Annotated in this window: 21 protein-coding genes; 5 read left to right on the top strand and 16 right to left on the bottom strand. The window is 68.1% G+C overall.

From position 1 onward, the window contains the following. Positions 1 to 46 precede the first annotated feature (46 nt). From ACFVTM_RS15810 to ACFVTM_RS15780, 7 genes are all read right to left on the bottom strand, one after another. Positions 47 to 589: a CinA family protein gene (locus ACFVTM_RS15810; RefSeq protein ID WP_390204508.1), complete on the bottom strand. Its 543-nt coding sequence runs from the start codon at positions 587 to 589 to the stop codon at positions 47 to 49. Next, entirely contained in the window at positions 586 to 1,158 is a 573-nt protein-coding gene (gene pgsA, locus ACFVTM_RS15805) for a CDP-diacylglycerol--glycerol-3-phosphate 3-phosphatidyltransferase (protein ID WP_390204603.1), read from the bottom strand. The genes ACFVTM_RS15810 and pgsA overlap by 4 nt, the downstream gene beginning before the upstream one ends. 91 nt (positions 1,159 to 1,249) lie before the next feature. Then, complete coding sequence (locus ACFVTM_RS15800; RefSeq protein ID WP_390204506.1) at positions 1,250 to 4,201, bottom strand: DNA translocase FtsK; 2,952 nt, start codon at positions 4,199 to 4,201, stop codon at positions 1,250 to 1,252. A gap of 270 nt (positions 4,202 to 4,471) precedes the next feature. Next, the gene (locus ACFVTM_RS15795) at positions 4,472 to 6,163 is read right to left on the bottom strand and encodes a ribonuclease J (protein ID WP_390204504.1); all 1,692 of its coding nucleotides are present in this window, start codon (positions 6,161 to 6,163) and stop codon (positions 4,472 to 4,474) included. 60 nt (positions 6,164 to 6,223) lie between these two features. Next, complete coding sequence (dapA, locus tag ACFVTM_RS15790; RefSeq protein ID WP_390204502.1) at positions 6,224 to 7,132, bottom strand: 4-hydroxy-tetrahydrodipicolinate synthase; 909 nt, start codon at positions 7,130 to 7,132, stop codon at positions 6,224 to 6,226. A gap of 105 nt (positions 7,133 to 7,237) precedes the next feature. After that, positions 7,238 to 8,002 carry a carbon-nitrogen hydrolase family protein gene (locus ACFVTM_RS15785; protein ID WP_390204500.1) on the bottom strand — a complete coding sequence of 255 codons (765 nt, stop codon included), beginning with the start codon at positions 8,000 to 8,002 and terminating at the stop codon, positions 7,238 to 7,240. Between the two features lie 111 nt (positions 8,003 to 8,113). Next, positions 8,114 to 8,425 carry a hypothetical protein gene (locus ACFVTM_RS15780; RefSeq protein ID WP_390204499.1) on the bottom strand — a complete coding sequence of 104 codons (312 nt, stop codon included), beginning with the start codon at positions 8,423 to 8,425 and terminating at the stop codon, positions 8,114 to 8,116. A gap of 227 nt (positions 8,426 to 8,652) precedes the next feature. On the opposite strand from ACFVTM_RS15780, the gene ACFVTM_RS15775 reads away from it, so the two are divergent. Then, positions 8,653 to 9,906: a heparan-alpha-glucosaminide N-acetyltransferase domain-containing protein gene (locus tag ACFVTM_RS15775; RefSeq protein ID WP_390204498.1), complete on the top strand. Its 1,254-nt coding sequence runs from the start codon at positions 8,653 to 8,655 to the stop codon at positions 9,904 to 9,906. 12 nt (positions 9,907 to 9,918) lie between these two features. On the opposite strand, the gene ACFVTM_RS15770 is transcribed toward ACFVTM_RS15775, so the two are convergent. Next, positions 9,919 to 10,401, bottom strand: a complete 483-nt coding sequence (locus ACFVTM_RS15770) for a hypothetical protein (RefSeq protein WP_390204497.1) — start codon at positions 10,399 to 10,401, stop codon at positions 9,919 to 9,921. A 5-nt stretch (positions 10,402 to 10,406) separates the two neighbouring features. Then, complete coding sequence (gene dapB / locus ACFVTM_RS15765; protein ID WP_390204496.1) at positions 10,407 to 11,165, bottom strand: 4-hydroxy-tetrahydrodipicolinate reductase; 759 nt, start codon at positions 11,163 to 11,165, stop codon at positions 10,407 to 10,409. A 356-nt stretch (positions 11,166 to 11,521) separates the two neighbouring features. Between dapB and ACFVTM_RS15760 the strand changes: the two genes are divergently transcribed. Further along, positions 11,522 to 11,980 (top strand): Clp protease N-terminal domain-containing protein, encoded by a 459-nt coding sequence (locus ACFVTM_RS15760; protein WP_390204495.1) that lies wholly within the window; start codon positions 11,522 to 11,524, stop codon positions 11,978 to 11,980. A 66-nt stretch (positions 11,981 to 12,046) separates the two neighbouring features. Here the strand turns inward: ACFVTM_RS15760 and ACFVTM_RS15755 are convergent, their stop codons facing one another. From ACFVTM_RS15755 to ACFVTM_RS15725, 7 genes are all read right to left on the bottom strand, one after another. Then, positions 12,047 to 12,571 (bottom strand): molybdenum cofactor biosynthesis protein MoaE, encoded by a 525-nt coding sequence (locus ACFVTM_RS15755; RefSeq protein WP_390204494.1) that lies wholly within the window; start codon positions 12,569 to 12,571, stop codon positions 12,047 to 12,049. Further along, positions 12,561 to 13,073 (bottom strand): MogA/MoaB family molybdenum cofactor biosynthesis protein, encoded by a 513-nt coding sequence (locus tag ACFVTM_RS15750; RefSeq protein ID WP_390204492.1) that lies wholly within the window; start codon positions 13,071 to 13,073, stop codon positions 12,561 to 12,563. The genes ACFVTM_RS15755 and ACFVTM_RS15750 overlap by 11 nt, the downstream gene beginning before the upstream one ends. Next, the gene (moaC, locus tag ACFVTM_RS15745; RefSeq protein ID WP_390204490.1) at positions 13,070 to 13,591 is read right to left on the bottom strand and encodes a cyclic pyranopterin monophosphate synthase MoaC; all 522 of its coding nucleotides are present in this window, start codon (positions 13,589 to 13,591) and stop codon (positions 13,070 to 13,072) included. Before moaC ends, ACFVTM_RS15750 begins: the two co-directional genes overlap by 4 nt. After that, positions 13,579 to 14,802 (bottom strand): gephyrin-like molybdotransferase Glp, encoded by a 1,224-nt coding sequence (gene glp, locus ACFVTM_RS15740; RefSeq protein WP_390204488.1) that lies wholly within the window; start codon positions 14,800 to 14,802, stop codon positions 13,579 to 13,581. The genes moaC and glp overlap by 13 nt, the downstream gene beginning before the upstream one ends. A 26-nt stretch (positions 14,803 to 14,828) precedes the next feature. Continuing rightward, a complete protein-coding gene (locus ACFVTM_RS15735) occupies positions 14,829 to 16,508 on the bottom strand; it encodes a molybdopterin-dependent oxidoreductase (protein ID WP_390204601.1) in 1,680 nt (559 codons plus the stop codon). Between the two features lie 155 nt (positions 16,509 to 16,663). Beyond that, the gene (locus ACFVTM_RS15730) at positions 16,664 to 18,025 is read right to left on the bottom strand and encodes a sensor histidine kinase (RefSeq protein WP_390204487.1); all 1,362 of its coding nucleotides are present in this window, start codon (positions 18,023 to 18,025) and stop codon (positions 16,664 to 16,666) included. Next, positions 18,012 to 18,818: a response regulator transcription factor gene (locus ACFVTM_RS15725; protein WP_390204486.1), complete on the bottom strand. Its 807-nt coding sequence runs from the start codon at positions 18,816 to 18,818 to the stop codon at positions 18,012 to 18,014. The genes ACFVTM_RS15730 and ACFVTM_RS15725 overlap by 14 nt, the downstream gene beginning before the upstream one ends. A gap of 132 nt (positions 18,819 to 18,950) precedes the next feature. Here ACFVTM_RS15725 and moaA point away from each other — a divergent pair, with 132 nt between their 5' ends. From moaA to ACFVTM_RS15710, 3 genes are all read left to right on the top strand, one after another. Continuing rightward, positions 18,951 to 20,090: a GTP 3',8-cyclase MoaA gene (gene moaA, locus ACFVTM_RS15720; protein ID WP_390204485.1), complete on the top strand. Its 1,140-nt coding sequence runs from the start codon at positions 18,951 to 18,953 to the stop codon at positions 20,088 to 20,090. 7 nt (positions 20,091 to 20,097) lie between these two features. Beyond that, on the top strand, positions 20,098 to 20,364 hold the full coding sequence (locus ACFVTM_RS15715; protein ID WP_390204483.1) for a MoaD/ThiS family protein: 267 nt from the start codon (positions 20,098 to 20,100) through the stop codon (positions 20,362 to 20,364). A gap of 126 nt (positions 20,365 to 20,490) precedes the next feature. Further along, entirely contained in the window at positions 20,491 to 20,772 is a 282-nt protein-coding gene (locus ACFVTM_RS15710; RefSeq protein ID WP_390204481.1) for a hypothetical protein, read from the top strand. Position 20,773: the final 1 nt, after the last annotated feature.

Raw genomic sequence — 20,773 nt, 5'->3', positions numbered from 1 at the left:
ACACAATGTAACAACTATTCGGAATCAACTTTTGTTCCCGGCAACTTTACGCCGGGTAGCCTCCGGAAGATAGAGCTTCCAGCAGACGCTCCAGGGCCGCACCGCACGCGAGGGCCCGGATCTCGGCGCGGCTCCCCTCAAACGAATAGGGGTACGACGTCGATCCTCCCGCCGTGGCGACGCCGACAAAGACCGTGCCGACGGCTTTGCCGTCGTGCGGTTCGGGCCCGGCCACGCCCGTGGTGGACACACCGATGTCGGCCCGGCAGATGCGGCGCGCACCGTCGGCCATGGCCGCGGCAACTTGCCCGTCCACGGAGCCGACGGCGTCGAGCAGTTCGCCGGGGACGCCCAGGACATCGGATTTGACCGCGTTGGAGTAGGACACCACGCCGCCCTGCAGCATCCCGGAGGCGCCGGGGGTGTCGGCCAGCACGGCCGCGACCATGCCGGCGGTGAGGGATTCGGCGGTGGCGGCCGTCATTCCGCGGTCGATGGCGCCGGTGACGGCCTGCTCCGCCAGACGGTGCAGGTTGGGGTGCAGATTGGGGTGCAGGTTGGGGTTCACCTGGGCGTTCGGATGGTTCATGGTTTGTTCTCCCCGACCCGTTCTTTCGCTGCCCTGATGCCGGAGGCCCGCAGCTTGAGGGCCTCGATAACGTATTCGCCGCCTGTCCACAGTGTGATGGCCAGGGCCGCCATCATCACGACGAACGCCACCACGCCCAGCCACGGCGCCAGTGAGGCCAGCGGAAGGACATAGAGGAAGATGGCCACCGTCTGCACCACCGTTTTGAGCTTGCCGCCGCGCGAGGCCGGGATGACGCCGTAGCGGATCACGAAGAAGCGCAGCGCGGTGATGCCCCACTCCCGAACCAGGATCAGGATGGTGACCCACCACGGGAGTTCCCCGAGCAGAGAGAGCATGACCAGGGCGGAGCCGATCAGGAGCTTGTCCGCGATCGGATCGGCAATCTTGCCAAAGTCGGTGACGAGGCCGCGGGAGCGGGCGATGTCGCCGTCGAGCTTGTCCGTGTAGATAGCGACCGCGAAAACGAGGGCGGCAGCCCAGCGCCAGACGCCGTTCTGGGCCTGCAGTCCCGGCGCGTCCAGGATGAGGAACCAGACGAAGAATGGCACCAGCACTATCCGCAGCATCGTCAGGACGTTCGGCAGGTTCCAGATTCGCGAGGCGGACCCGGCGTTGGCTTCGGCGCTATTCACCTTTCTAGGCTACCGTCTTCCCAGGCTAGCGTCCGGTGAGTGACCAGGCGTCCTCCGAACCGTCCTCGTCGGAGCCGCCGTCGGCGCCGTCGTGATAGTCAATCGCCTGGGTGCGGTTCTCCAGGTCAGCCGCCACGAGGTCCTCCGCGTAACCGCCCTGAGCGATGTTCGCGTTGGCGTTATCGCTCAGGGCCGCCGTCTGGGAGTCCGCGGAGGCAGGCGCGTCGAGCCCCTTCATCGCGGCCAGCACGGCGGCGAGGTCGTCCGGCTTGACCAGCACGTCGCGCGCCTTGGATCCTTCGGAGGGGCCCACCACTCCCCTGGACTCGAGGAGGTCCATGAGGCGGCCGGCCTTGGCGAAGCCGACACGGAGCTTGCGCTGCAGCATCGAGGTGGAGCCGAACTGCGTGGTGACCACGAGCTCGGTGGCCTGCAGCAGCACCTCGAGGTCGTCCCCGATGTCGTCGTCGATCTGCTTCTTCTGCGCCTCGGGCGCGACGTCGTCACGGTAGACGGCCTTGAGCTGGCCCTTGACGTGCTCAACCACCTTGTGGATCTCGGACTCGGTGACCCAGGCGCCCTGGACGCGCATCGCCTTGGAGGCGCCCATCGGCAGGAACAGGGCATCGCCCTGGCCGATGAGTTTTTCGGCGCCCGGCTGGTCCAGGACCACGCGGGAGTCGGTGACGGAGGACGTGGCGAAGGCCATGCGGGAGGGCACGTTTGCCTTGATCAGGCCGGTCACAACGTCGACCGACGGGCGCTGGGTCGCGAGGACCAGGTGGATACCGGCCGCACGGGCCAGCTGGGTGATGCGGACAATCGAGTCTTCGACGTCGCGCGGGGCCACCATCATGAGGTCGGCAAGTTCGTCCACGATCACCAGCAGGTACGGGTAGGGCTTGATGACGCGCTTGGAGTCGACCGGCGGGTGGACCTTGCCGGCCCGGACGGCCTTGTTGAAGTCATCGATGTGCTTGAAGCCGTAATTGGCGAGGTCGTCGTAGCGGGCGTCCATCTCTCGGACCACCCACTGCAGGGCCTCGGCTGCCTTCTTGGGGTTGGTGATGATCGGCGTGATGAGGTGCGGGACCCCCTCGTAGGCCGTGAGTTCCACGCGCTTGGGGTCCACCATGACCATGCGGACCTCGTCCGGGGTGGCCCGCATCAGGATCGAGGTGATCATCGAGTTCACGAACGAGGACTTGCCCGCTCCGGTGGCACCGGCCACCAGCAAGTGCGGCATCTTGGCGAGGTTGGCCACGACGTAGCCGCCCTCGACGTCCTTGCCGACCCCCATGACCATGGGGTGGTCGGTGCGGCGGGCGTTCTGGCTGCGCAGCACGTCGCCCAGGGACACGGTCTCGCGGTCCGTGTTGGGGATCTCGATGCCGATGGCGGACTTGCCCGGGATGGGGCTCAGGATCCGCACGTCGGAACTGGCGACGGCGTAGGAGATGTTCTTGGACAAGGCGGTGACGCGTTCCACCTTGGTGCCCGGGGACAGCTCGATTTCATACCGGGTCACGGTGGGGCCGCGGCTGAAGCCGGTGACCTGCGCCTCCACGTTGAACTGGTTGAGGGTCTCGGTGAGCGAGGCGACAATCGCGTCGTTGGCCTCGGTGCGTTCCTTGGGGATGGACCCGGGGGTCAACACGTCCGACGCCGGCAGCGTGTAGGTGACGTCGCCGGCCAGGGAGAGCTGTTCGGTGCGCTGCGGAATCGGGGTGGGCAGGGGTGCCGGCGCGACCGGGTTCGCCGGAACAGCCGCGGCCGCCGCAGCGGCATTGACCGAACCGGCGGCCACTATCCCGGGGGTGACCAGCGGAATGGCTTCGGTGGCGCCCTCGCCAACGGACCCCGCTGCACCGGCGGCGGATGCTGCCGCGCCCAGGCCCTGGGCGGCCTTGATCTTTTCGACGGCGATCTCTGCCTGGGTGGGGCGTCGAACGCCGGGGGCGACATCGGGCTGGCCGGACGGCGCCTTGCCGCCCTTCGTACCCTTGGCGGGCGGCGCGTCGCCTGCTTCCTCATCCTCGATGAGCGCCCGCTCGAACGCTTCGTCACCGACGTAGCCTTCCAGGCCGGACTCGTCCTCCTGGTCCTTGCCGAAGAGGCGCTTGCGCCTCTTCTTGGGGGCGGCCGGGGCGTCGTTCTCGTACAGGTAGCTGCGGTCGTGGCGGTCGTCGGCGTCCTCATCCTGCAGGTCGATGCCCATCAGGTGTTCGTATGCGTCCCGCAGCCGGCCCGGGATGGCGCCGAAAGGTGTCGCGGTGACGATCAGCAGCGAGGTGAAGGCCAGCAGGCCGTACACCGCCACGGGGACGGCGGGGTGCAGGGCCGCCAGCGGGGCGGCGGCGAGGTAGCCGAGCATGCCGCCGGCCCTGCGGAGGCCGTCGAAGCCGTCGGCTACCGTCGGCTGGCCGCCGATGATGTGGGCCAGGCCGGTCCCGGCGAAGGTCATGATGAGGAAGCCGATGCCGATCCGGTTGTTGCCGCGACCGTCGTCGGGTTGGCGGAACAGGCGGAAGGCGCACACGAACAGCATCAGGGGCAGGAGCAGGGCCATCCAGCCAAACGTGCCGTTGACGATCGCGAAGATGAGGTCCGGGAGCCAGCCCTGGAACCCCCACCACGCGAAGGTGGCGACGAAGACGGCCAAGGCCAGGTTGAACAGGGCGGCGCCGTCGCGGCGGTCCTCCGGTGCGAGGTCGCTGACGTCGTGGCCGACCCGCCGGATGCCGGCGCCGATGACGTGGCCGATGCCCAGCCAGGCGCCGGCCAGCACGCGCACCGCCCAGGGCTGGCGCGGCTCAACGGCGGCCAACTGCCGGGTCCGCGCCGTTGCTGTGGTCCTGCCTGCGGTGGCCCGCGGCCGGGCGGATTTGGATGCGGCGGGACTGGACCCCCGGCCGGGAGAACTGCCTGATTTGCCGCTTGAGTTTCCTCTAGGCGCGGAAGAAGTACGAGTCGCCATACCCGCCACGGTACCGGATGCCAACCAGAAAACCCCGAATTTCCGGGGCGGTCGGGATCATGTTGCCGCCCGCCCCAACGGGAAACGGCCTCCCCCGCCTACCGCAGCCCTGAGGCTGCGGCTGGCCGGGAAGGCCGTTCGCCAGGCATGCGCCCGGGACGTGTGCGGGCTTACGCCCGGTGAACCAACTGAGGCTTACGCCCGGTGAACCAACTGAGGCTTACGCCTCAAGGACCACCTGAGGCTTACGCCCGGTGAACCACCTGAGGCTTACGCCTCAAGGACCACCGGGATGATCATGGGCTTGCGGCGCAGTTTGCGGTTGACCCACGTGCCCACGACGCGTCGGACGACCTGCTGGAGCTGGTGGGTTGTGTGGTCCGTGCGGTTCTGCACGGCTTCCTCGAGGGCCTCGTTGATCTTGGGGATGATCTCGTCAAAGACGGAATCATCTTCCGCCACGCCCCGGGCGTGGATCTCCGGTCCGGACACCACTTTGCCGGTGGCGCGGTGGATGACGGTGATGATCGAGATGAAGCCTTCGTCGCCGAGGGTCTGGCGGTCCTTGAGGTCAGCTTCCGTGACTTCGCCCACGCTGGAGCCGTCGACGTAGACGAACCCGACCTCGACCTGGCCGACGATGTCTGCCTGGTGGTCGCGCAGGTCGATCACGGTGCCGTTGTCCGCGAGCAGGATGCTTTCCTCGGGCACGCCGGATTCGAGGGCGATCTTGCCGTTGGCGATGAGGTGGCGGGTTTCGCCGTGCACGGGCATGGCGTTGAGCGGCTCAAGGATGTTGTAGCAGTAGAGCAGTTCGCCGGCGGCGGCGTGCCCGGAGACGTGCACCTTGGCGTTGCCCTTGTGGATGACGTCGGCGCCGAGCTTCAGCAGGCCGTTGATGATGCGGAAGACGGCGTTTTCGTTGCCCGGGATAAGGCTCGAGGCGAGGATGACGGTGTCGCCCTCGCCGACGACGACGCGGTGGTCGCCGTTGGCCATGCGGGACAGGGCCGCCATGGGCTCGCCCTGGGAACCGGTGGACATCAGGACCACGCGGTTGTCCGGCAGGTTGTCGATGTTCTTGATGTCGACCAGGATCCCGGCCGGCACCTCGAGGTAGCCCAGCTTCGCGGCGATGGCCATGTTCCGGACCATGGAGCGGCCGACGAAGGCGACCTTGCGGTTGTGGTTGGCGGCGGCGTCGAGGACCTGCTGGACGCGGTGCACGTGCGAGGAGAAGGAGGCGACGATGATGCGCTTGGAGGCCTGCCCGAACAGCCGGTCCAGGGTGGGGCCGATTTCCTTCTCGGCGGTGGTGAAGCCCGGGACGTCGGCGTTGGTCGAGTCCGACATAAACAGGTCCACCCCCTCTTCGCCCAGCTTGGCGAAGTGGCGGAGGTCGGTGATGCGGCCATCGAGCGGCAGCTGGTCCATCTTGAAGTCACCGGTGTGCAGAACGGTGCCGCCCGCGGTGCGCAGGAACACGGCGAGGGCGTCCGGGATGGAGTGGTTGACGGCGACGAATTCGCATTCGAAGGGGCCGTACTTCTCGACCTGGCCCTCGACGACGATCTTCGTGTTGGGCTTGATCCGGTGTTCCTGCAGCTTGGCCTCGATGAGGGCCAGGGTGAGCTGCGATCCGACAATGGGGATGTCGGCGCGCAGGCGCAGGAGGTAGGGGACGGCGCCGATGTGGTCTTCGTGACCGTGGGTCAGGACGACCGCGAGGATGTCCTGGAGACGGTTCTCGATGTAGGAGAAATCCGGCAGGATCAGGTCGACACCGGGCTGGGTCTCTTCGGGGAAGAGCACGCCGCAGTCAACGATGAGGAGTTTGCCGTCGATCTCGAAGACGGTCATGTTGCGACCGATTTCCCCAAGTCCGCCGAGCGGCACGATCCGCAGGGTGTTCTTCGGGAGGCGGGGCGGCGTGACAAGGCCGGGAAGGGCGGTTTGGGTCATAGTGCACTACTTTCCAGGCGGATGCCGGGCTGGTTCTTAACGATCAGGAGTGGCTCCGGATCAGGAAAAGACCATCCCCGCTTCCGCCAAATCCTCGCGGATGATTGCGATCTCGGCCTCGCCCGGCTCCACGAGGGGCAAACGGACAACCGAGTTGGGCAGGACTCCCTGCCACTTAAGAACCTGCTTGGCAGCGACAGCACCCTGAATGTGGGTCATCACTGCGCGGACCACGGGGTCCAGTTCGAAATGTATGGTGCGGGCGGTGGCAAAATCGCCTGCAAGTGCGGCATCGATCAGCGCGCGGAACTGCCGCGACGCGACGTGCGCGGAGACGCTGACCAGCCCGACGGCGCCGGCGGCCATCCACGGCAGGGTAAGGCCGTCATCGCCGGAGTAGACATCAAGATCGGTGTTTGCCAGGACGCGTGTGACGGCGGCGAAATCGGCCTTCGCGTCCTTCAGGGCGACGATCTTGGGGTGGTCGGCGAGCCGAATCATGGTCTCCGGCTCGATCGGCACACCGGCGCGGCCGGGGATGTCGTAGACCATGACGGGGAGGTCGGCGGCGTCTGTCACGGCCTCGACGTGCGCCTGGATGCCGGCCTGACTTGGCTTGTTGTAATACGGCGTGACGATCAGCTGGCCGTGGGCTCCCGCCTTGGCGGCGCGCTTGGCCATCTCGATCGAGTGCGAGGTGTGGTTGGTGCCGGTACCGGCAATCACTTTGGCGCGGTCGCCGACGGCCTCGACAATGACGCGGAAGAGCTTCTCTTTTTCGTCGTCTTCAAGCGTGGAGGTCTCGCCAGTGGTGCCGGAGATGACGAGGGCATCGTTGCCGTCGTCGACGAGCTTACTCGCCAGTTCCGCCGACTGCTTGTAGTCGACCTCACCGTCCGAGGTGAAAGGAGTGACCATGGCAGTCACGAGGGTCCCGAACGTGTAAGAGCGAATATCAGAGTCAGCCATATGAAAAACGTTACCTTGTCCGCGGCATGTTAGGACAATGGTGACGGTGTGACGAACGTCAAACTCGCCCGCCTACACGTCACTTTTCCGCCGTTCGTCTCCGACTCAGGGCCGCCGAAACCGTGCCAGGACAGTGTGCTGGAGGCTCGCCGTCAAGACCTCGGTGCCGGTGCCGGACGACTGCCGGAACGAAAGCCCGTCCGGGCCCCAGAACCCGCTCAGGCCGCAGGAGGGTCCGAGCGGCGTTACGCCGGCCAGGTTGGCCAGGACGGAAAACATCCGGTTGTCCATGGCGCGGGCGCCAAGATGCAGTCCCAGCCGGTTGTCTTCGCCGGCCGTGTAGAGAGCCGACACGGCATAGATGTCCGCACCGGCGCCCGCCGCCCATTCTGCGTGGCCGGGGCGGGCTGCGTCGAAGCAGATCGCCAAGGCGACCTTCCAGCCGTCAATCTCCAGGACCGCGGCATGGCGCCCGGCAACAAAGAGATCCTGCTCCGTACCGTGCAGGCGCGTCTTGAAGCTGGCCTCGATGACGCCCGTGGGGTGGACGGCGAGGGAGGCCAGCCGCGGCGTGCCATCCTCCTCCTTGAACGCCGCTCCGACCACGGCGGTGATTCCGGTGCGCCGGCAGATTTCCCGAATGCCGTCCAGCCGCGCGTCAGCAGCACTCACCCAGTCCTGCGGTCCTTCCAGCAGGTCCAGCCGGTATCCGGTCAGGGAGAGTTCGGGAAAGATGACCAGCCGGGCACCGTGCGACTCCGCGTCTTCCATCAGCCGGATGTGTTCGGCTACGTTGGCGGCAACGCCGCCATCCAGGGCTGCGTATTGGACGGCAGAGAGTGTCAGGTCGGTGATTGAGCCAGTGGTCACCCTGCCATCCTAGGCACCTCCTCTTCCGATGATCAGCAACGGCGCCCCAGTTCACACCGGCAACGCACGCCGGCCGGCCACGCCACCGACGAGCACCGGCACCTCGCGCCGCTACCTTGGGCCTGCGCCTCCGGTTGCGGCGGCAGCCCCGCCGGAGGGTGCCGCAGGAGCCGAGCAGTAGCGCCCGACGGCGGTTTCCCGCAGGCCCTCCGCCCACGCGGCAAGGCGTTGGGCCGCCCGCACGTAGTGGAACAACTCCGTTGGAGTGAGGGCATCCAGGTCTGTCTCGGCCAGCCGCCGCGCCAGTTCCGCTCCCGGCGGCTGCATGTCCAGAGCCGTGCCTTCGTTTCGCCACTGGACATCTTCTGCAGGCTCGCCGGCAACCAATCGGCGGAACAGGAAGTCCACCACGCCCGGGCTCATGGCCTTGAGGACTCCCGACCCGGCCTGGCCTGTTGCTGCTCGGCCTGTTGATTCCCGGCCTGAAGTACCCCGGCCTGTTGATTCTCGGCCTGAAGATTTCGGGTTCAGGAATGCGGGCTCTGAGGCGTTGTTCATGCGCCCACTTTATTCGAACATATATTCGAACACAAGGCTTTCCCGGGAACGAATTGGAGCTGCGGTCCGGCCGGACGTGAGACGATCAGACGATGGCCACGCGCGGAACAACCACTGCTTCCCGGACCGTCAGGGGCACGTCCTCCGGCGCCCGGCTGGTCGGCATTGACGCCGCACGCGGGCTGGCATTGCTGGCCATGATGGCCACCCACGTGCTGGCAACCTTTGAGTCGGACCCGCAACTCACGCCCACCTGGATCGGGCTCGCGTTTTCCGGGCGGGCAGCTGCCTTGTTCGCGGTGCTGGCCGGCGTGGGGCTCGCCTTATCGACCGGGAAGCAGCAACCGCTGCAGGGCCCCGAGCTGCGGGCGGCACGCCGCGGCATCGCCCTCAGGGCGCTCGTGATCGGCGCCGTCGGGCTCTCCCTGGGCGGCCTGGAAGTCAACATTGCCATTATCTTGGTCCACTACGCCGTCCTGTTCCTGTGCGTGCTGCCCTTCATCGGGCTCGGCGTGAAACGCCTGCTCGCATTCGCTGCCGCCTGGATCCTGTCCACCCCTGCCCTGGCGTACCTGCTGCGGCCCTGGCTGCTGTCCGCCGACCCGCCCCTGCGGCTGGGGCACAATCCGGGCTGGGAGGACCTGGCCACACCGGCACGACTGCTCGGCGACCTCTTCCTCACCGGCTATTACCCCGTCCTGCAGTGGGTCGCTTATCTCCTGGTGGGGCTGGCGATCGGCCGGCTGGCCCTGTCGAAAGCAGCCGTGCCGTTCCTGCTGGTGGCTGCCGGGACCGTGGTGGCCGTCAGTTCCAAGTGGCTGGGGATAGCCATGATGGAGGACTGGGGCGGCGGGCGCGCACTGGAGGCGCAGATCGGGGACCCCGCCTACCCGCTGGAGAGCCTGCTGCAGGTCAACCTTGCCGGCGTCGATCAGTCAGGCTCCGTGTGGTGGCTGGCCACCAGCGCACCGCACGCGGGCACCACGCTGGATCTGTTGCACACGTCGGGGGTGGCCGCCGCCGTGATCGGCGTGTGTCTCCTGCTGGGCAGGCTGGGCGAATGGGTGGAGCTTGACCTGTTGCTCCCGATCCGGGGAATCGGGGCCATGACGCTGAGCCTGTACACGGCCCATCTGTGCATCATGGCGGCCCTGCACAATCAGCCGCTGGCGCCCGGATGGACAGTGGATGGCGTGTACTGGGCGCAGGCGCTCGGCATGCTGCTGATCGGCGGAGTGTTCGCGGCCCTGGCCTGGCGCGGGCCACTGGAGTGGGTGACCCATGCAGCCAACCAGATCGGCCGCTACCAGCCGGCCCCAGTCCGCCAGGCGTCCCGCTTCCGCTAGGTCCGGGTTCCGCTACGGCTTCTGGACCCCAGCGCGGAACATCCGCACGGCGTCGCGCATTGAGGCGCGGGCCCTTTTGCGGTCTCCGGCGGCGTCGTAGGCACAGCTGAGCCGGAACCAGGAGCGCCAGTCCCCGGGGGCGGCTTCCGCTTCGGCACGGTACTTCTCAAATTCGAGGTCCGCGGCTTCTCGGATGATCCGGCCGGCGGGCGTGCGCGGCAGCGTGTCCTCCGGCAGGCCCCCCTCGGCTTCGAGGATCTTCGCCAACCGCTCGGTGCGGGCGCCAAACAGCAGCTCCCGGATCAGGGCCCAGGCTCCGATGACCGGCAGCACCAGGTAAGCGACGCCGATCGCCTTCGCCACGAGGCTGGGGTCTGTCATCAGGAGCACGGAACGCTGAAGGGACACCACCAGGTAGAACACGAGCAGCAGGGTGACGGCACCCACCCAGATCTTGGTGCGGTTTGCTTTCAGGGCAGTCAAAGCAGCGGACACGGGACTCAGATCCCCAGGTCCAGGTAGCCGTCGAGCCCCAGGGTGAGACCGGGGTGCGCGGTGACGTTTCGGATCCCGAGCAGCACCCCAGGCATGAATGAGGCCCGGTCGAAGGAGTCGTGGCGGAAGGTCAGCTGCTCCCCCGGCCCGCCCAGCAGGACTTCCTGGTGCGCGACGAGGCCGCGGAGCCGGACGCTGTGGACCCGGACGCCGTCGACGTCGCAACCCCGGGCACCCGCGAGCTCCGTGGTGGTGGCGTCCGGACTGGAGGGCACCCCGGCGGCGGTCCGCTCAGCCGAGATCAGCTGCGCCGTGCGCACGGCCGTGCCGGAGGGGGCGTCCACCTTGTCGGGGTGGTGCAGTTCAATGATTTCAACGGAGTCGAAGTACTTGGACGCCTTGGCGGCGAAGGCCGAGGCCAGGACCGAGCCGACGGCGAAATTCGGGGCGATGAGGACGCCGACGCCGGGCTTGCCGGCGAGGAGCTTCTCCAGCCCCGCGAGCCGGTCGGCATCCCAGCCTGTCGTGCCGACGACGGCGTGCATGCCGTGCTCAACGGCGAACCGGACGTTCGCCTCGGTGCTTTCGGGGACGGTCAGGTCCACCACGATCTGCGCGCCGGAGCTGACGAGCGTGTCCAGGGAGTCGTTGCGGCCAAGGGCTGCGACGAGCGTCAGGTCCGCGGCGGCGTCGATGGCTTTCACGGCTTCGGCGCCCATGCGCCCGCTGGCGCCCAGCACGGCGACTGAGAGTTGTTCGGTCATGCCATCAACCCTACCGCCGGCGCCGTTGCCTTCCTGAACCGGCGCCCGTGGGTTACAGGCCCTCCCGACTCCGGCGCTGGTCGACTCCAACAAAGCTGTCAGGCTGGATTGACGACCCTTCGTTGTCAATCTAAACTGACAGGCATGGAACCTGACGATCTGTCCGCGCACATTCATTCGCTTGACCCCGCGGTCGGTCTACGCGCGGTCGGCGCCCTTCATCGCCTGGCGGAACAGGTCGAGGCAGCGCAGGTAAGGGCAGCTCGAGAACAGGGGTGGACCTGGGAGCAGATCGGTGACGCCCTGGGCGTCTCACGGCAGTCCGTCCACGCAAAATACCGAGAGTGAGATCAACGATGTTTGAACGATTCGCCGACGACACCCGCAGGATTGTTGGCTTTGCAATGGAAGAGGCACGCTCCAGCGGCGACAAGCGGCTGGGTACGGATCATCTGCTCCTGGGCGCGCTTCACGATCCGGGTCCGGCTGGCATTCTTGGTGTCACGCTGGATGAGGCAAGGGCAGCGTCGGCGGCGCTGGACCAGACCGCACTCGCGTCAATCGGAATAGACGCCAAAGGATTTCAACGCGCCACCATGCCCAGCCGGGGGAAGAAGCCGCCCTTCAGCTCAGGGGCCCGGTCGGTAATGGAGGGCATGCTTCGCTACGCCATTGCCCAGAAGTCACGACAGATCACCACCGCGAATCTTCTGCTGTCCCTGCTGGACCGGGACGAACACGATCCGGCGGCTTCGCTCCTGAACGAGCTGGGGGTCGACCGCGCGGAGGTCCGGCGCAGGGTCCTTTCCTCCTGACCGCCTGCCACCGCGACCCACCGCGACCCACCGCGGGTCCCGGGGCGAACGAACGCTGCCGCGTGCCTACTCCCCGGCGCCGACCCATTCGACGGTGCCGTCTGTGAAGAACTGTTCCTTCCAGATCGGCACCTGGGCCTTGATCCGGTCCACGAGTTCGGCACACACCGCGAAGGCCTGGCCGCGGTGGGCTGCGGAGACGGCGCAGACCAGGGCCGGGTCGCCGATCTCCAGCATGCCGATCCTGTGGGCTGCCCAGATCCGCACCGGCTGCTGCTGCGGGTGTTCGCCGGAGCCGTCGGAGCCATTGGCGCCGACGTCGGACGCGGGCTCGCTGGCGGGGACCGCCGGGGCCGAGTGTTCCGCCACGAGCCCGGCGACGACGTCGGCCATCACCTGGTGCGCGGTCGGGTGGGCGCTGTAGCTGAGCCGGGAAACCTGTTTGCCGCCGTCGTGGTTGCGGACGACGCCGCTGAAGCTGACCACCGCTCCTGCGGTGTCCGACTCGACCGCCGCGATGGCCTGCTCCACGGAAATGGGCTCGGCGCTCAGCACGGCATGAACGATTTCAAATCCAGTGTCAGTGCCCATGGCTTCCTTCCAGCTGGTCGCAGAGGTGTCCAACAATGGGGTCCAGCACGCTCAGGCCATCCATCACGCCCTTTGGGGATCCGGGCAGGTTCACGATGAACGTTTGCCCGGCCGCGCCCGCGTGGCCCCGGCTGAGCATGGCCATCGGCGTCTTGGCCATGCCTGCCGTCCTGATGCCCTCCATGATGCCCGGGATTTCCCGGTCCAGCAGGGGCAGGGTCTGCTCAGGGGTAGCGTCCGTGGGGCTCAGGCCTGTCCCGCCGCTGGTGATGATGACGGCCGGCTGCTGGCTGAGCAGGGCACGGAGCGCGGCCCCCACGGGCGCGCCGTCCGGGACCACCATGGCCGGATAGGGTTCAAAGCCGTGTTCGGTCAGCCAATCCACGATGACCGGACCCGTGAGGTCCTCATAGACACCGGCGGCCGCCCGGGTGGAGGCGATCACGACGCCGGCCTTCCGCCCGGTGGCTTCGCCGTGGCGGTGCGGTTCGGGCATGTTCATAGGGTCCAGTCCCCGCTCTTGCCGCCGCTTTTGGCGAGCACCTTGATGTCAGTCAGAACCGCGTGTTTGTCCACGGCCTTGATCATGTCGTACACGCTCAGTGCCGCGACCGACGCCGCCGTCAGTGCCTCCATCTCGACCCCGGTGACACCGCGGGTCTTGACCGTGGCAAACACCGTCACGGAGTCGGCGTCGAGCTCAAAGTCGATGGTGACCTTGGCGATCGGCAGCGGGTGGCACAGCGGGATGAGGTCCGGCGTTTTCTTGGCCGCCATGATCCCGGCGATGCGGGCCACCGCCAGGGCGTCGCCCTTGGGCAGCTCGCCGCCGCCGAGGAGGGAAAGGACCTCGGCCGTGCTGCGGACGGTCGCGGTTGCCGTTGCTTCCCGGGTGGACTGCGCCTTGTTGGACACATCCACCATCTGGGCCGTGCCGTCGTGACGGAGGTGGGTCAGGCCAGGATTATTCGCCGGTGCGGCATCCGCGTCAGCGTTTTCTGCTTCATTCACAGGATCCATACTTCCACTTCATCGCCCGCGGAGAGCATCCCTGTCCCCTCGGGAACGTGGACCAACGCGTTGGAACGGGCCAGGGCATGGACCAGGTGCGAACCCGCGCCGCCCTCCAGCCGGACCGTGCCGTCGGGAGCCAGCGTGCCGCGCCTCACCTGGTGCTTGCCCGGCGGGGACGTCAGCGGCTCGGCGAGACGGGCGCGGACGGAGGGCCGGAGCGCCGGTGCGCCGATCAGCTCCGTGAGGACGGGGCGCAGGAACATTTCGAAGGACACGAGGCAGCTCACCGGATTGCCGGGGAACCCCAGCACAGGGACACCGTCGAAGCTGCCGATTCCCTGCGGGCCGCCGGGCTGCATCGCCACTGCGCCGAACTCGACGTCGTGTCCCGCCATTGCCTGCCGGACCACCTCGTAGGCGCCTTTGCTGACGCCGCCGGTTGTGACGATCAGGTCCACGGCTGGGCCATGGCGGCGCAGCAGATCGGCGAGCTCGTCCGGCTGGTCCGCGGAGACGCCGGTCCGGGTGACCTGGAGCCCGGCCTGGCGCATGGAGGACTCGAGCAGCGTGCTGTTGGAGTCAAAGATCTTGCCCGGTCCCAGCGGGCTGCCCGGTTCCACCACTTCGTCGCCGGTAGTGACCAGGAGAACCCGAAGGGACGGGCGGACCGGCACCTCCGTGTAGCCCATTGCCGCCAGCAGTCCAAGCTGGGCCGGCCCGAGGAAGGTCCCGGCGCCGAGTGCGAGCTCGCCGGAGCGGATGTCGCTGCCGGCGTCGCGCACAAATGTTCCGGCTGCCGCCGCCGGCAGCCGGACCGTGGCGGGCTCTCCGGGTGCGGGGAAGGAATCGGGCACTGCCTGTTCGATGGGAACGACGGCGTCGGCCCCGGCCGGCATCATCGCGCCAGTCATGATCGGGGCTGCCGTGCCGGCGGCAAGCTCCGCCGGTGAGGCACCGGCGGGGACGGGCGCGACGACGCGCAGTTCCGCGCCGCCGTCGGGCACGTCGGCGCTGCGGATCGCAAAGCCGTCCATCTGCGAGTTGGCAAAGGGGGGAAGATCCAGCGGCGCCACGATGTCGGCGGCCAGTCCCCGGCCCAGGGCATCGAGCAGCGGGAGCCGCTCCACCCGTGCCTCGGTGCGGAGCGGGGCCAGCAGGGCGCGCACCTTGTCCCGGTGTGCTTCCACGCTGACGTGCATTGTCTCGGTGCTGTGCATGCGTTTCCTGACCTTTGCTCGGCTCGCTAGGACTTCACGTCAACTCTAACCGTGTGGTAACCGGTGGCCCCGTTCGGCGCGACCGGCGCAGACTCCTCCACTTGTGGCACACCGTCCAGTGCGGTGGCCCGGACCTGGACCTCGTACCGGCCCGGCGTCAGCGGAAGCGCCAGCTTCCACTGGTACCACGTGTCCTTGGAGATGCCCGGGGCGAGCTCGGCCTGGCGCCAATCGCCACGGTTGACGCGCAATTCCACCTTGCCGATGCCCGTGTGCTGGGCCCACGCGACGCCGCCGAACACGACGGTGCCGGCCTGCACGCTTGCCCCGTCGCGCGGCACGTCAATGCGGGACGATGTCTTGATGGGCCCCCGTTCGCTCCAGCCGCGCGGCGTCCAGTAGGCGACGTCGTACGCGTAGCGGGTCACCTTCAGCTCGGTGACCCACTTCGTGGCCGAGACATAGCCGTACAGCCCGGGCACGATCATACGGACCGGGAACCCGTGCTCGAGCGGGAGCGGCTCGCCGTTCATTCCCACGACCAGCAGGGCGTCCCGGCCATCGGTGAGGGCCTCGAGCGGAGTGCCCGCCGTCCAGCCGTCCGTGCTGCGGGACAGCACCATGTCCGCCCCGGCTTTGGGGCCGGCCATGGCGAGAAGTTCGCGAACCGGCCAGCCGAGCCAGCGGGCATTGCCGATCAGGTCCCCGCCCACCTCGTTGGAGACGCAGGCAATGGTCACGTGGCGTTCTGTCATGGGTTTGGCCAGGAGGGTGGCAAAGTCGAGCTCGATCTCGCGTTCCACCAGGCCCGTGACCTTCAGCGTCCATGTATCCGGGTCCACCAGCGGGACGCGCAGGGCGGTGTCGATTCTGTAAAATTCCCTGTTCGGCGTCACGAGCGGGCTCAGGCCGGCCAGCCGGATCTCGGCACCGGCCGGTACGGGCGGCTCCGGAGCAGCGGGCGCCGGGAGGACCAGCTTGCTGCGCACGTCGCTGACGACGGCGGCCGCTCCCCGGAGGGTGGAGGCGAGCACGCCGGCGACGGCGGCAACCGCGGCGGTCCCGCCGAGGGCCACCAGGAAACGGCGCCGGGCAGGCCCGGTTTCATTAGCTGCGTCCTCCGCCGGGGGCGTGGGTGCCTGCGGCGTGGTTCCACGCCCCATACCCTCCTCGGCGGGCGCCGCCGGGGCTGTGGCCTCCGGTGGTTGCCACTCCAACAGCTTCCGGATGAGCCACCGCAGCAGCGCGATTCCCACGAGCGCCACGAGCACCGGGACTGGGATGGCGTTCGCGGTCAGGTCGGCCCGGCTCAACACAGCCACAAGGCCCACCGCACCAAACACCGCGATGAGAATCACCCCGGCGAAACGGCGCCGCACTTCAAGGACCCCGGACAGGGCCGCGAGGGCGGCGATGACCAGCGCCATCCCGCCCAGGAGTGCCAGTTTGTCAGCCGTGCCGAACACGGAGATAACCCATTCTTTGACGCCCGGCGGAACGGTATCGATCACGGCCCCGCCAACGGCGGTCACCGGGGAAACCGTGGGGCTCACCAGGCTGGCCGCGAGCTCACCGAGCACCACCGCGGTCCCCACAGCCACCAGCCCGGCCGCGGCGGCCCACAGGTCGCGCCGTCGCCCGGCCTGCCGTTGCCGGGCTTCCCATTGCTGGGGGCTCGGTTCGAGGGTTCGCAGTGCGGGGGCCATCGATTCCGGGTTCGCCGATTCCGGGGTCGCCGATTCGGGAGTACGGGGTTGCCCGGTCGCTGCCCCCTGCGCCTGCGATCCCGTCCGTGGCTGTTCGTTGCCAGCGAGTGTCTCGTCCATTTCATGTCCCTGCCCGTCAAACCCAACGCCGCTGTTCACTGTGTCCGTCCTGCCCGCATGTTTTCGTCCACCGGGCCACGCGAAATCCTGCCCGGCACTCCCCCGGTTGCCGGCACGTCGGAAGATTGTCCAGCTGCCAGGTGCTCAGCGGATCCCTGTTCGTCGGAGCTCTGCTCCGCTGACACCTGGCCGGGGAGCAACAGCGAGAACCTGCATCCGCCGTCGACGTTTTCCACTGTGACGGTGCCCTGATGGGCACTGACGATTCCGGCGACAATGCTCAGGCCCAGCCCGGCCCCGCTGTAGCGCATGGCGCCAGCAGGCTCATCCGGCCCGGGCACCCCAGATCTGTCCGGCCCAGTCCCGCCAACCCCAATCCCGCCGTCCGGGGCGGCCCAACGCCCGGCCCGCCTCCGGGCCGGGTCCTTCTGCCAGCCGGTCTCGAACACATGCGGGAGGTCCGCTTCCGGGATTCCGCCGCAGCCGTCGGTGACCGCGACGACCGCCCGGTCCCCTTCCCGGCCGACTTCCACCGTGACATGGGAGCCGGGTGCGCTGTGGACAATGGCGTTGAGCACCACATTCCGGATGGCGCGCCCCATCGAGGGACCATCTGCGAGGGCCAGGCTTTCCCGCCGCCCGCCGCCGTCGAGCGTAATGCCGTGCTGCTCCGCCAGCGCGGCGAGGTCGGCAATGGCGTCACTGGCGAGGTCGTACAGGTCCAGCGGCTCGGCCTTGAGCCGCATCGTTCCGGCATGGATTTTCGAGAGCTCCAGGAGGTCATTGACCATGCCGGCCATCAGGTCGGTCTGCGCGATGATCTTGCGGTAATAGCCGGGAACATCCGCCGCCATGCCGTCTTCCAGGGCCTCGGCCATGGCGCGCATGCTCGCCAGCGGAGTCCGGAGGTCGTGCGAAATCCAGCTGACGAGTTCGCGGCGGGCGTTCTCGACGGCGGCCTCCCGTTGCCGGGAGGCCTCCAGCATTCTGCTGCTGGATTCGAGCTCGGCGGCGAGGGCGGCAAGTTCGTGGCTCATCACCGTGGACTGGATGCCGGGGCTCTCGCCGCGGCCGATGCTCCGGGCGGCCTCGGCCAGTTCCTTGGCGTTGCGCGACACCCGCGATCCCAGCACCAGGGCGATGGCCACAGCCACCGCCGAGGCCACAGCCAGAATGTACCACATCACTTCGAGATCCCGGGCCGATATGAACATGGCGTTGAATGCGCTGACCATTCCGGCCGTCAGGACCGCCACTGCGGCAAGCACCACCACGCAGATCTGGACCGCGAAGGATGCCCTGCGCAGCGGTTTCAGGACCAGCAGTGACGCGGCCCCGATCACGGCTCCCCAGGCCACGGCCCAGCCGATGATGGTCAGCAGTTCAGAGGTCTGCACCGGCGGACCCTTCCTCGTCTCTGGGGTCGCTGGGGTTGCTGCCCCCGCTGGATTCGCTGGGGTCGCTGGGGCCGCTGGGGCCGCTGGGGTCCAGCCGGTAGCCCACTCCCCAGACCGTTTTCAGGACGGCGGGGCGGGTGGGGTCGTCCTCGATCTTCTCCCGCAGCCGGCGCACATGGACCGTGACCGTGGACAGGTCACCGTAGTCCCAGCCCCAGACGGCCTTCATCAGTTCTTCGCGGCTGAAGACCTGCCGGGGCCGGCGGAGCATGAAGGCCAGCAGATCGAACTCACGGGCCGTCAGGGCCAGCGGCCTGCCATTGCGTGAAACCGTGCGCGCGGCCGGGCTGAGGTCAAAGCCGCCCACCTCGACCGAGGGCTCCGGGCTGAATTCCGGGACGCTCCTGCGCAGGACCGAGCGGACCCGCAGGACCAGCTCGCGGGGCGAGAACGGCTTGGTGACGTAGTCGTCCGCACCGGCTTCAAGGCCCAGGATCCGGTCGTCCTCCGTTCCGAGAGCCGTCAGCATGATGACCGGGACGCTGCGCGTCGCCCGGAGCCGGCGGCAGACTTCCACGCCGTCCAGGCCCGGCAACATCCGGTCCAGGAGCACCAGGTCCGGCTGGCGTTCGGCTGCGAGGCGCAGGGCCGTGAAGCCGTCGGCGGCGAGGTCCACCTGGAAGCCCGCCTGGACGAGGTAGTCGCGGACCACTCCGGCGATGGTCGGCTCGTCCTCGACGAGCAGGATGCGCCGGTGATCCGTTGCGTCCGGGGCCGGCTGGGTCTTGTTCACAATTCCAGCATAGGTTCGCGGTCCCGCCGCGGGCAGGCCTCCGAACCCCCGTGGGACATCCGTCCCAAATACGTAATATCCCCGCCGTCATGCGGCTGTGAAGTCGGCGGTGACGTGGCGTAGCCTGACACTATGACAGTTCAACTGGGTATGCCCCAGCCCCGCACGGCAGGCAGTCCCGGAACGGGCGAAGCTGCGGCGGCCGCACTGTCCGGGCGCCCCGAGGGCCTGCCCGCCGGGCTGATCGATCGGTACGGCCGCCGTGCCACGGACATGCGCCTTTCTCTGACGGACAAGTGCAATCTGCGCTGCACGTACTGCATGCCGGCCGAGGGCCTGGAATGGCTGTCGAAGCAGGCAGTCATGTCCGCGGAGGAGATCGTGCGGATCGTGCGGATCGGCGTCGACATGCTCGGCGTGCGTGAACTGCGGCTGACCGGCGGCGAGCCGCTGGTGCGCGCGGACTTGCTGGACATCATCGCCGCGCTCCGCCAGGCCCACCCGGAGCTGCCGATCTCGATGACCACCAACGGCGTCGGGCTGGACAAGAAGGCCGCCGGACTCAAAGCCGCGGGCTTGACCAGGATCAACGTCTCGCTGGACTCCCTGCATGAGGAAACCTTCGCGAAGCTGACCCGCCGCCCCTTCCTGGACAAGGTCCTCGCCGGCGTCGACGCCGCATGGGCTGCGGGCCTGGGCCCGGTCAAGCTCAACGCTGTGCTCATGCGCGGGATCAACGACGCCGAGTCCCCGGCCCTGCTGGCTTGGGCCCTGGACCGCGGCTATGAATTGCGCTTCATCGAGCAAATGCCGCTCGACGCGGACCACGGCTGGACCCGACGGAACATGATCACCGCCGCGGAGATCCGCGAACTGCTCTCCGCTGACTATGTGCTCAGTTCCGACTCGCGGGACCGCGACGGCGCCCCCGCGGAACGGTTCGAAGTCCGGGCCCGCGTTCCCGGCACCGGCCGGACCACCGGCCCCGTTCTCGGCACCGTGGGCATCATTGCTTCCGTTACGGAGCCGTTCTGCTCGGACTGTCGCCGGACGCGCATCACGGCCGAAGGCAAGATCATGAGCTGCCTGTTCTCGCATGAGGAAGTGGACCTGCTGGGCCTGCTGCGCGAGGGCGCAAACGACGAACAGCTCGCCGAACGCTGGCAGGATGCCATGTGGATCAAGCCCAAGGCCCACGGCATGGACCACGTGGGACTCGACGCCCCGGACTTCGTCCAGCCGGACCGCAGCATGAGCGCCATCGGAGGCTGACTTTTTCGTGAACGTACGCTACTTCGCTGCCGCGCGCGCTGCTGCCGGCGTGGATGAAGAACGCTTCGACCTCGACGACGGCGACACGCTCGCCTCGCTGCTCGAGGCGATCCTCGCCGTCGAGCGCCCCGAACCGCCGGCCGGCACGCCGCCGCTGGCCCGCATCCTGTCCCGCTCCAGCTTCCTGCTCAACGAAGTCGCCGTGCACGACCACGCCGCGGCGCTCAAGCCGGCCGACGTCGTGGACGTGCTGCCGCCGTTCGCCGGCGGGTAGGCGCAGCCCGGGGGTGTGAATCGAGGACGGCGGTTCCCGGGCTCCTGGGCTATCGCGTGGGCCAGACCGGTCCTAGAGTGTGGAACATCCCCGCGACGTGCGACAAACATCAATGAGGAGAGCGGCATGTTCACACTGCAGATCGAGCATGGGATCAAGGACTTCGGCATGTGGAAAGCGGCCTTCGACCGCGACCCGGTGAACCGCGCGGCGTCCGGGGTCACGGCGTACCGGATCAGCCGCCCGGTGGACGACCCGCTCTATGTAGTGGTCGAGTTGGATTTCGAACAGCGCGGGCAGGCGGAAGCCCTATTGGCCAATCTCCAGGCGAAGGTCTGGAATTCCGCCGATGTCGCCCCGGCGCTTCAAGGGGCTCCGAAGACCCGGATCCTCGAGGCCGAAACCTGAG

The sequence above is a fragment of the Arthrobacter sp. NPDC058130 genome (assembly GCF_042884475.1).
Lineage (GTDB): Bacteria > Actinomycetota > Actinomycetes > Actinomycetales > Micrococcaceae > Arthrobacter.
Note: the sequence above shows the minus strand (reverse complement) of the source record. Positions and strands in the feature narration are given on the sequence as shown.

Coding starts and splice junctions, on each gene's coding strand:
- ACFVTM_RS15810 (WP_390204508.1), bottom strand. CDS start 589: ATGAACCATCCGAACGCCCAGGTGAACCCCAACCTGCACCCCAATCTG.
- pgsA (WP_390204603.1), bottom strand. CDS start 1,158: ATGCTGCGGATAGTGCTGGTGCCATTCTTCGTCTGGTTCCTCATCCTG.
- ACFVTM_RS15800 (WP_390204506.1), bottom strand. CDS start 4,201: ATGGCGACTCGTACTTCTTCCGCGCCTAGAGGAAACTCAAGCGGCAAA.
- ACFVTM_RS15795 (WP_390204504.1), bottom strand. CDS start 6,163: ATGACCCAAACCGCCCTTCCCGGCCTTGTCACGCCGCCCCGCCTCCCG.
- dapA (WP_390204502.1), bottom strand. CDS start 7,132: ATGGCTGACTCTGATATTCGCTCTTACACGTTCGGGACCCTCGTGACT.
- ACFVTM_RS15780 (WP_390204499.1), bottom strand. CDS start 8,425: ATGAGCCCGGGCGTGGTGGACTTCCTGTTCCGCCGATTGGTTGCCGGC.
- ACFVTM_RS15775 (WP_390204498.1), top strand. CDS start 8,653: ATGGCCACGCGCGGAACAACCACTGCTTCCCGGACCGTCAGGGGCACG.
- dapB (WP_390204496.1), bottom strand. CDS start 11,165: ATGACCGAACAACTCTCAGTCGCCGTGCTGGGCGCCAGCGGGCGCATG.
- ACFVTM_RS15760 (WP_390204495.1), top strand. CDS start 11,522: ATGTTTGAACGATTCGCCGACGACACCCGCAGGATTGTTGGCTTTGCA.
- ACFVTM_RS15755 (WP_390204494.1), bottom strand. CDS start 12,571: ATGGGCACTGACACTGGATTTGAAATCGTTCATGCCGTGCTGAGCGCC.
- ACFVTM_RS15750 (WP_390204492.1), bottom strand. CDS start 13,073: ATGAACATGCCCGAACCGCACCGCCACGGCGAAGCCACCGGGCGGAAG.
- moaC (WP_390204490.1), bottom strand. CDS start 13,591: ATGGATCCTGTGAATGAAGCAGAAAACGCTGACGCGGATGCCGCACCG.
- glp (WP_390204488.1), bottom strand. CDS start 14,802: ATGCACAGCACCGAGACAATGCACGTCAGCGTGGAAGCACACCGGGAC.
- ACFVTM_RS15735 (WP_390204601.1), bottom strand. CDS start 16,508: ATGGCCCCCGCACTGCGAACCCTCGAACCGAGCCCCCAGCAATGGGAA.
- moaA (WP_390204485.1), top strand. CDS start 18,951: ATGACAGTTCAACTGGGTATGCCCCAGCCCCGCACGGCAGGCAGTCCC.
- ACFVTM_RS15710 (WP_390204481.1), top strand. CDS start 20,491: ATGTTCACACTGCAGATCGAGCATGGGATCAAGGACTTCGGCATGTGG.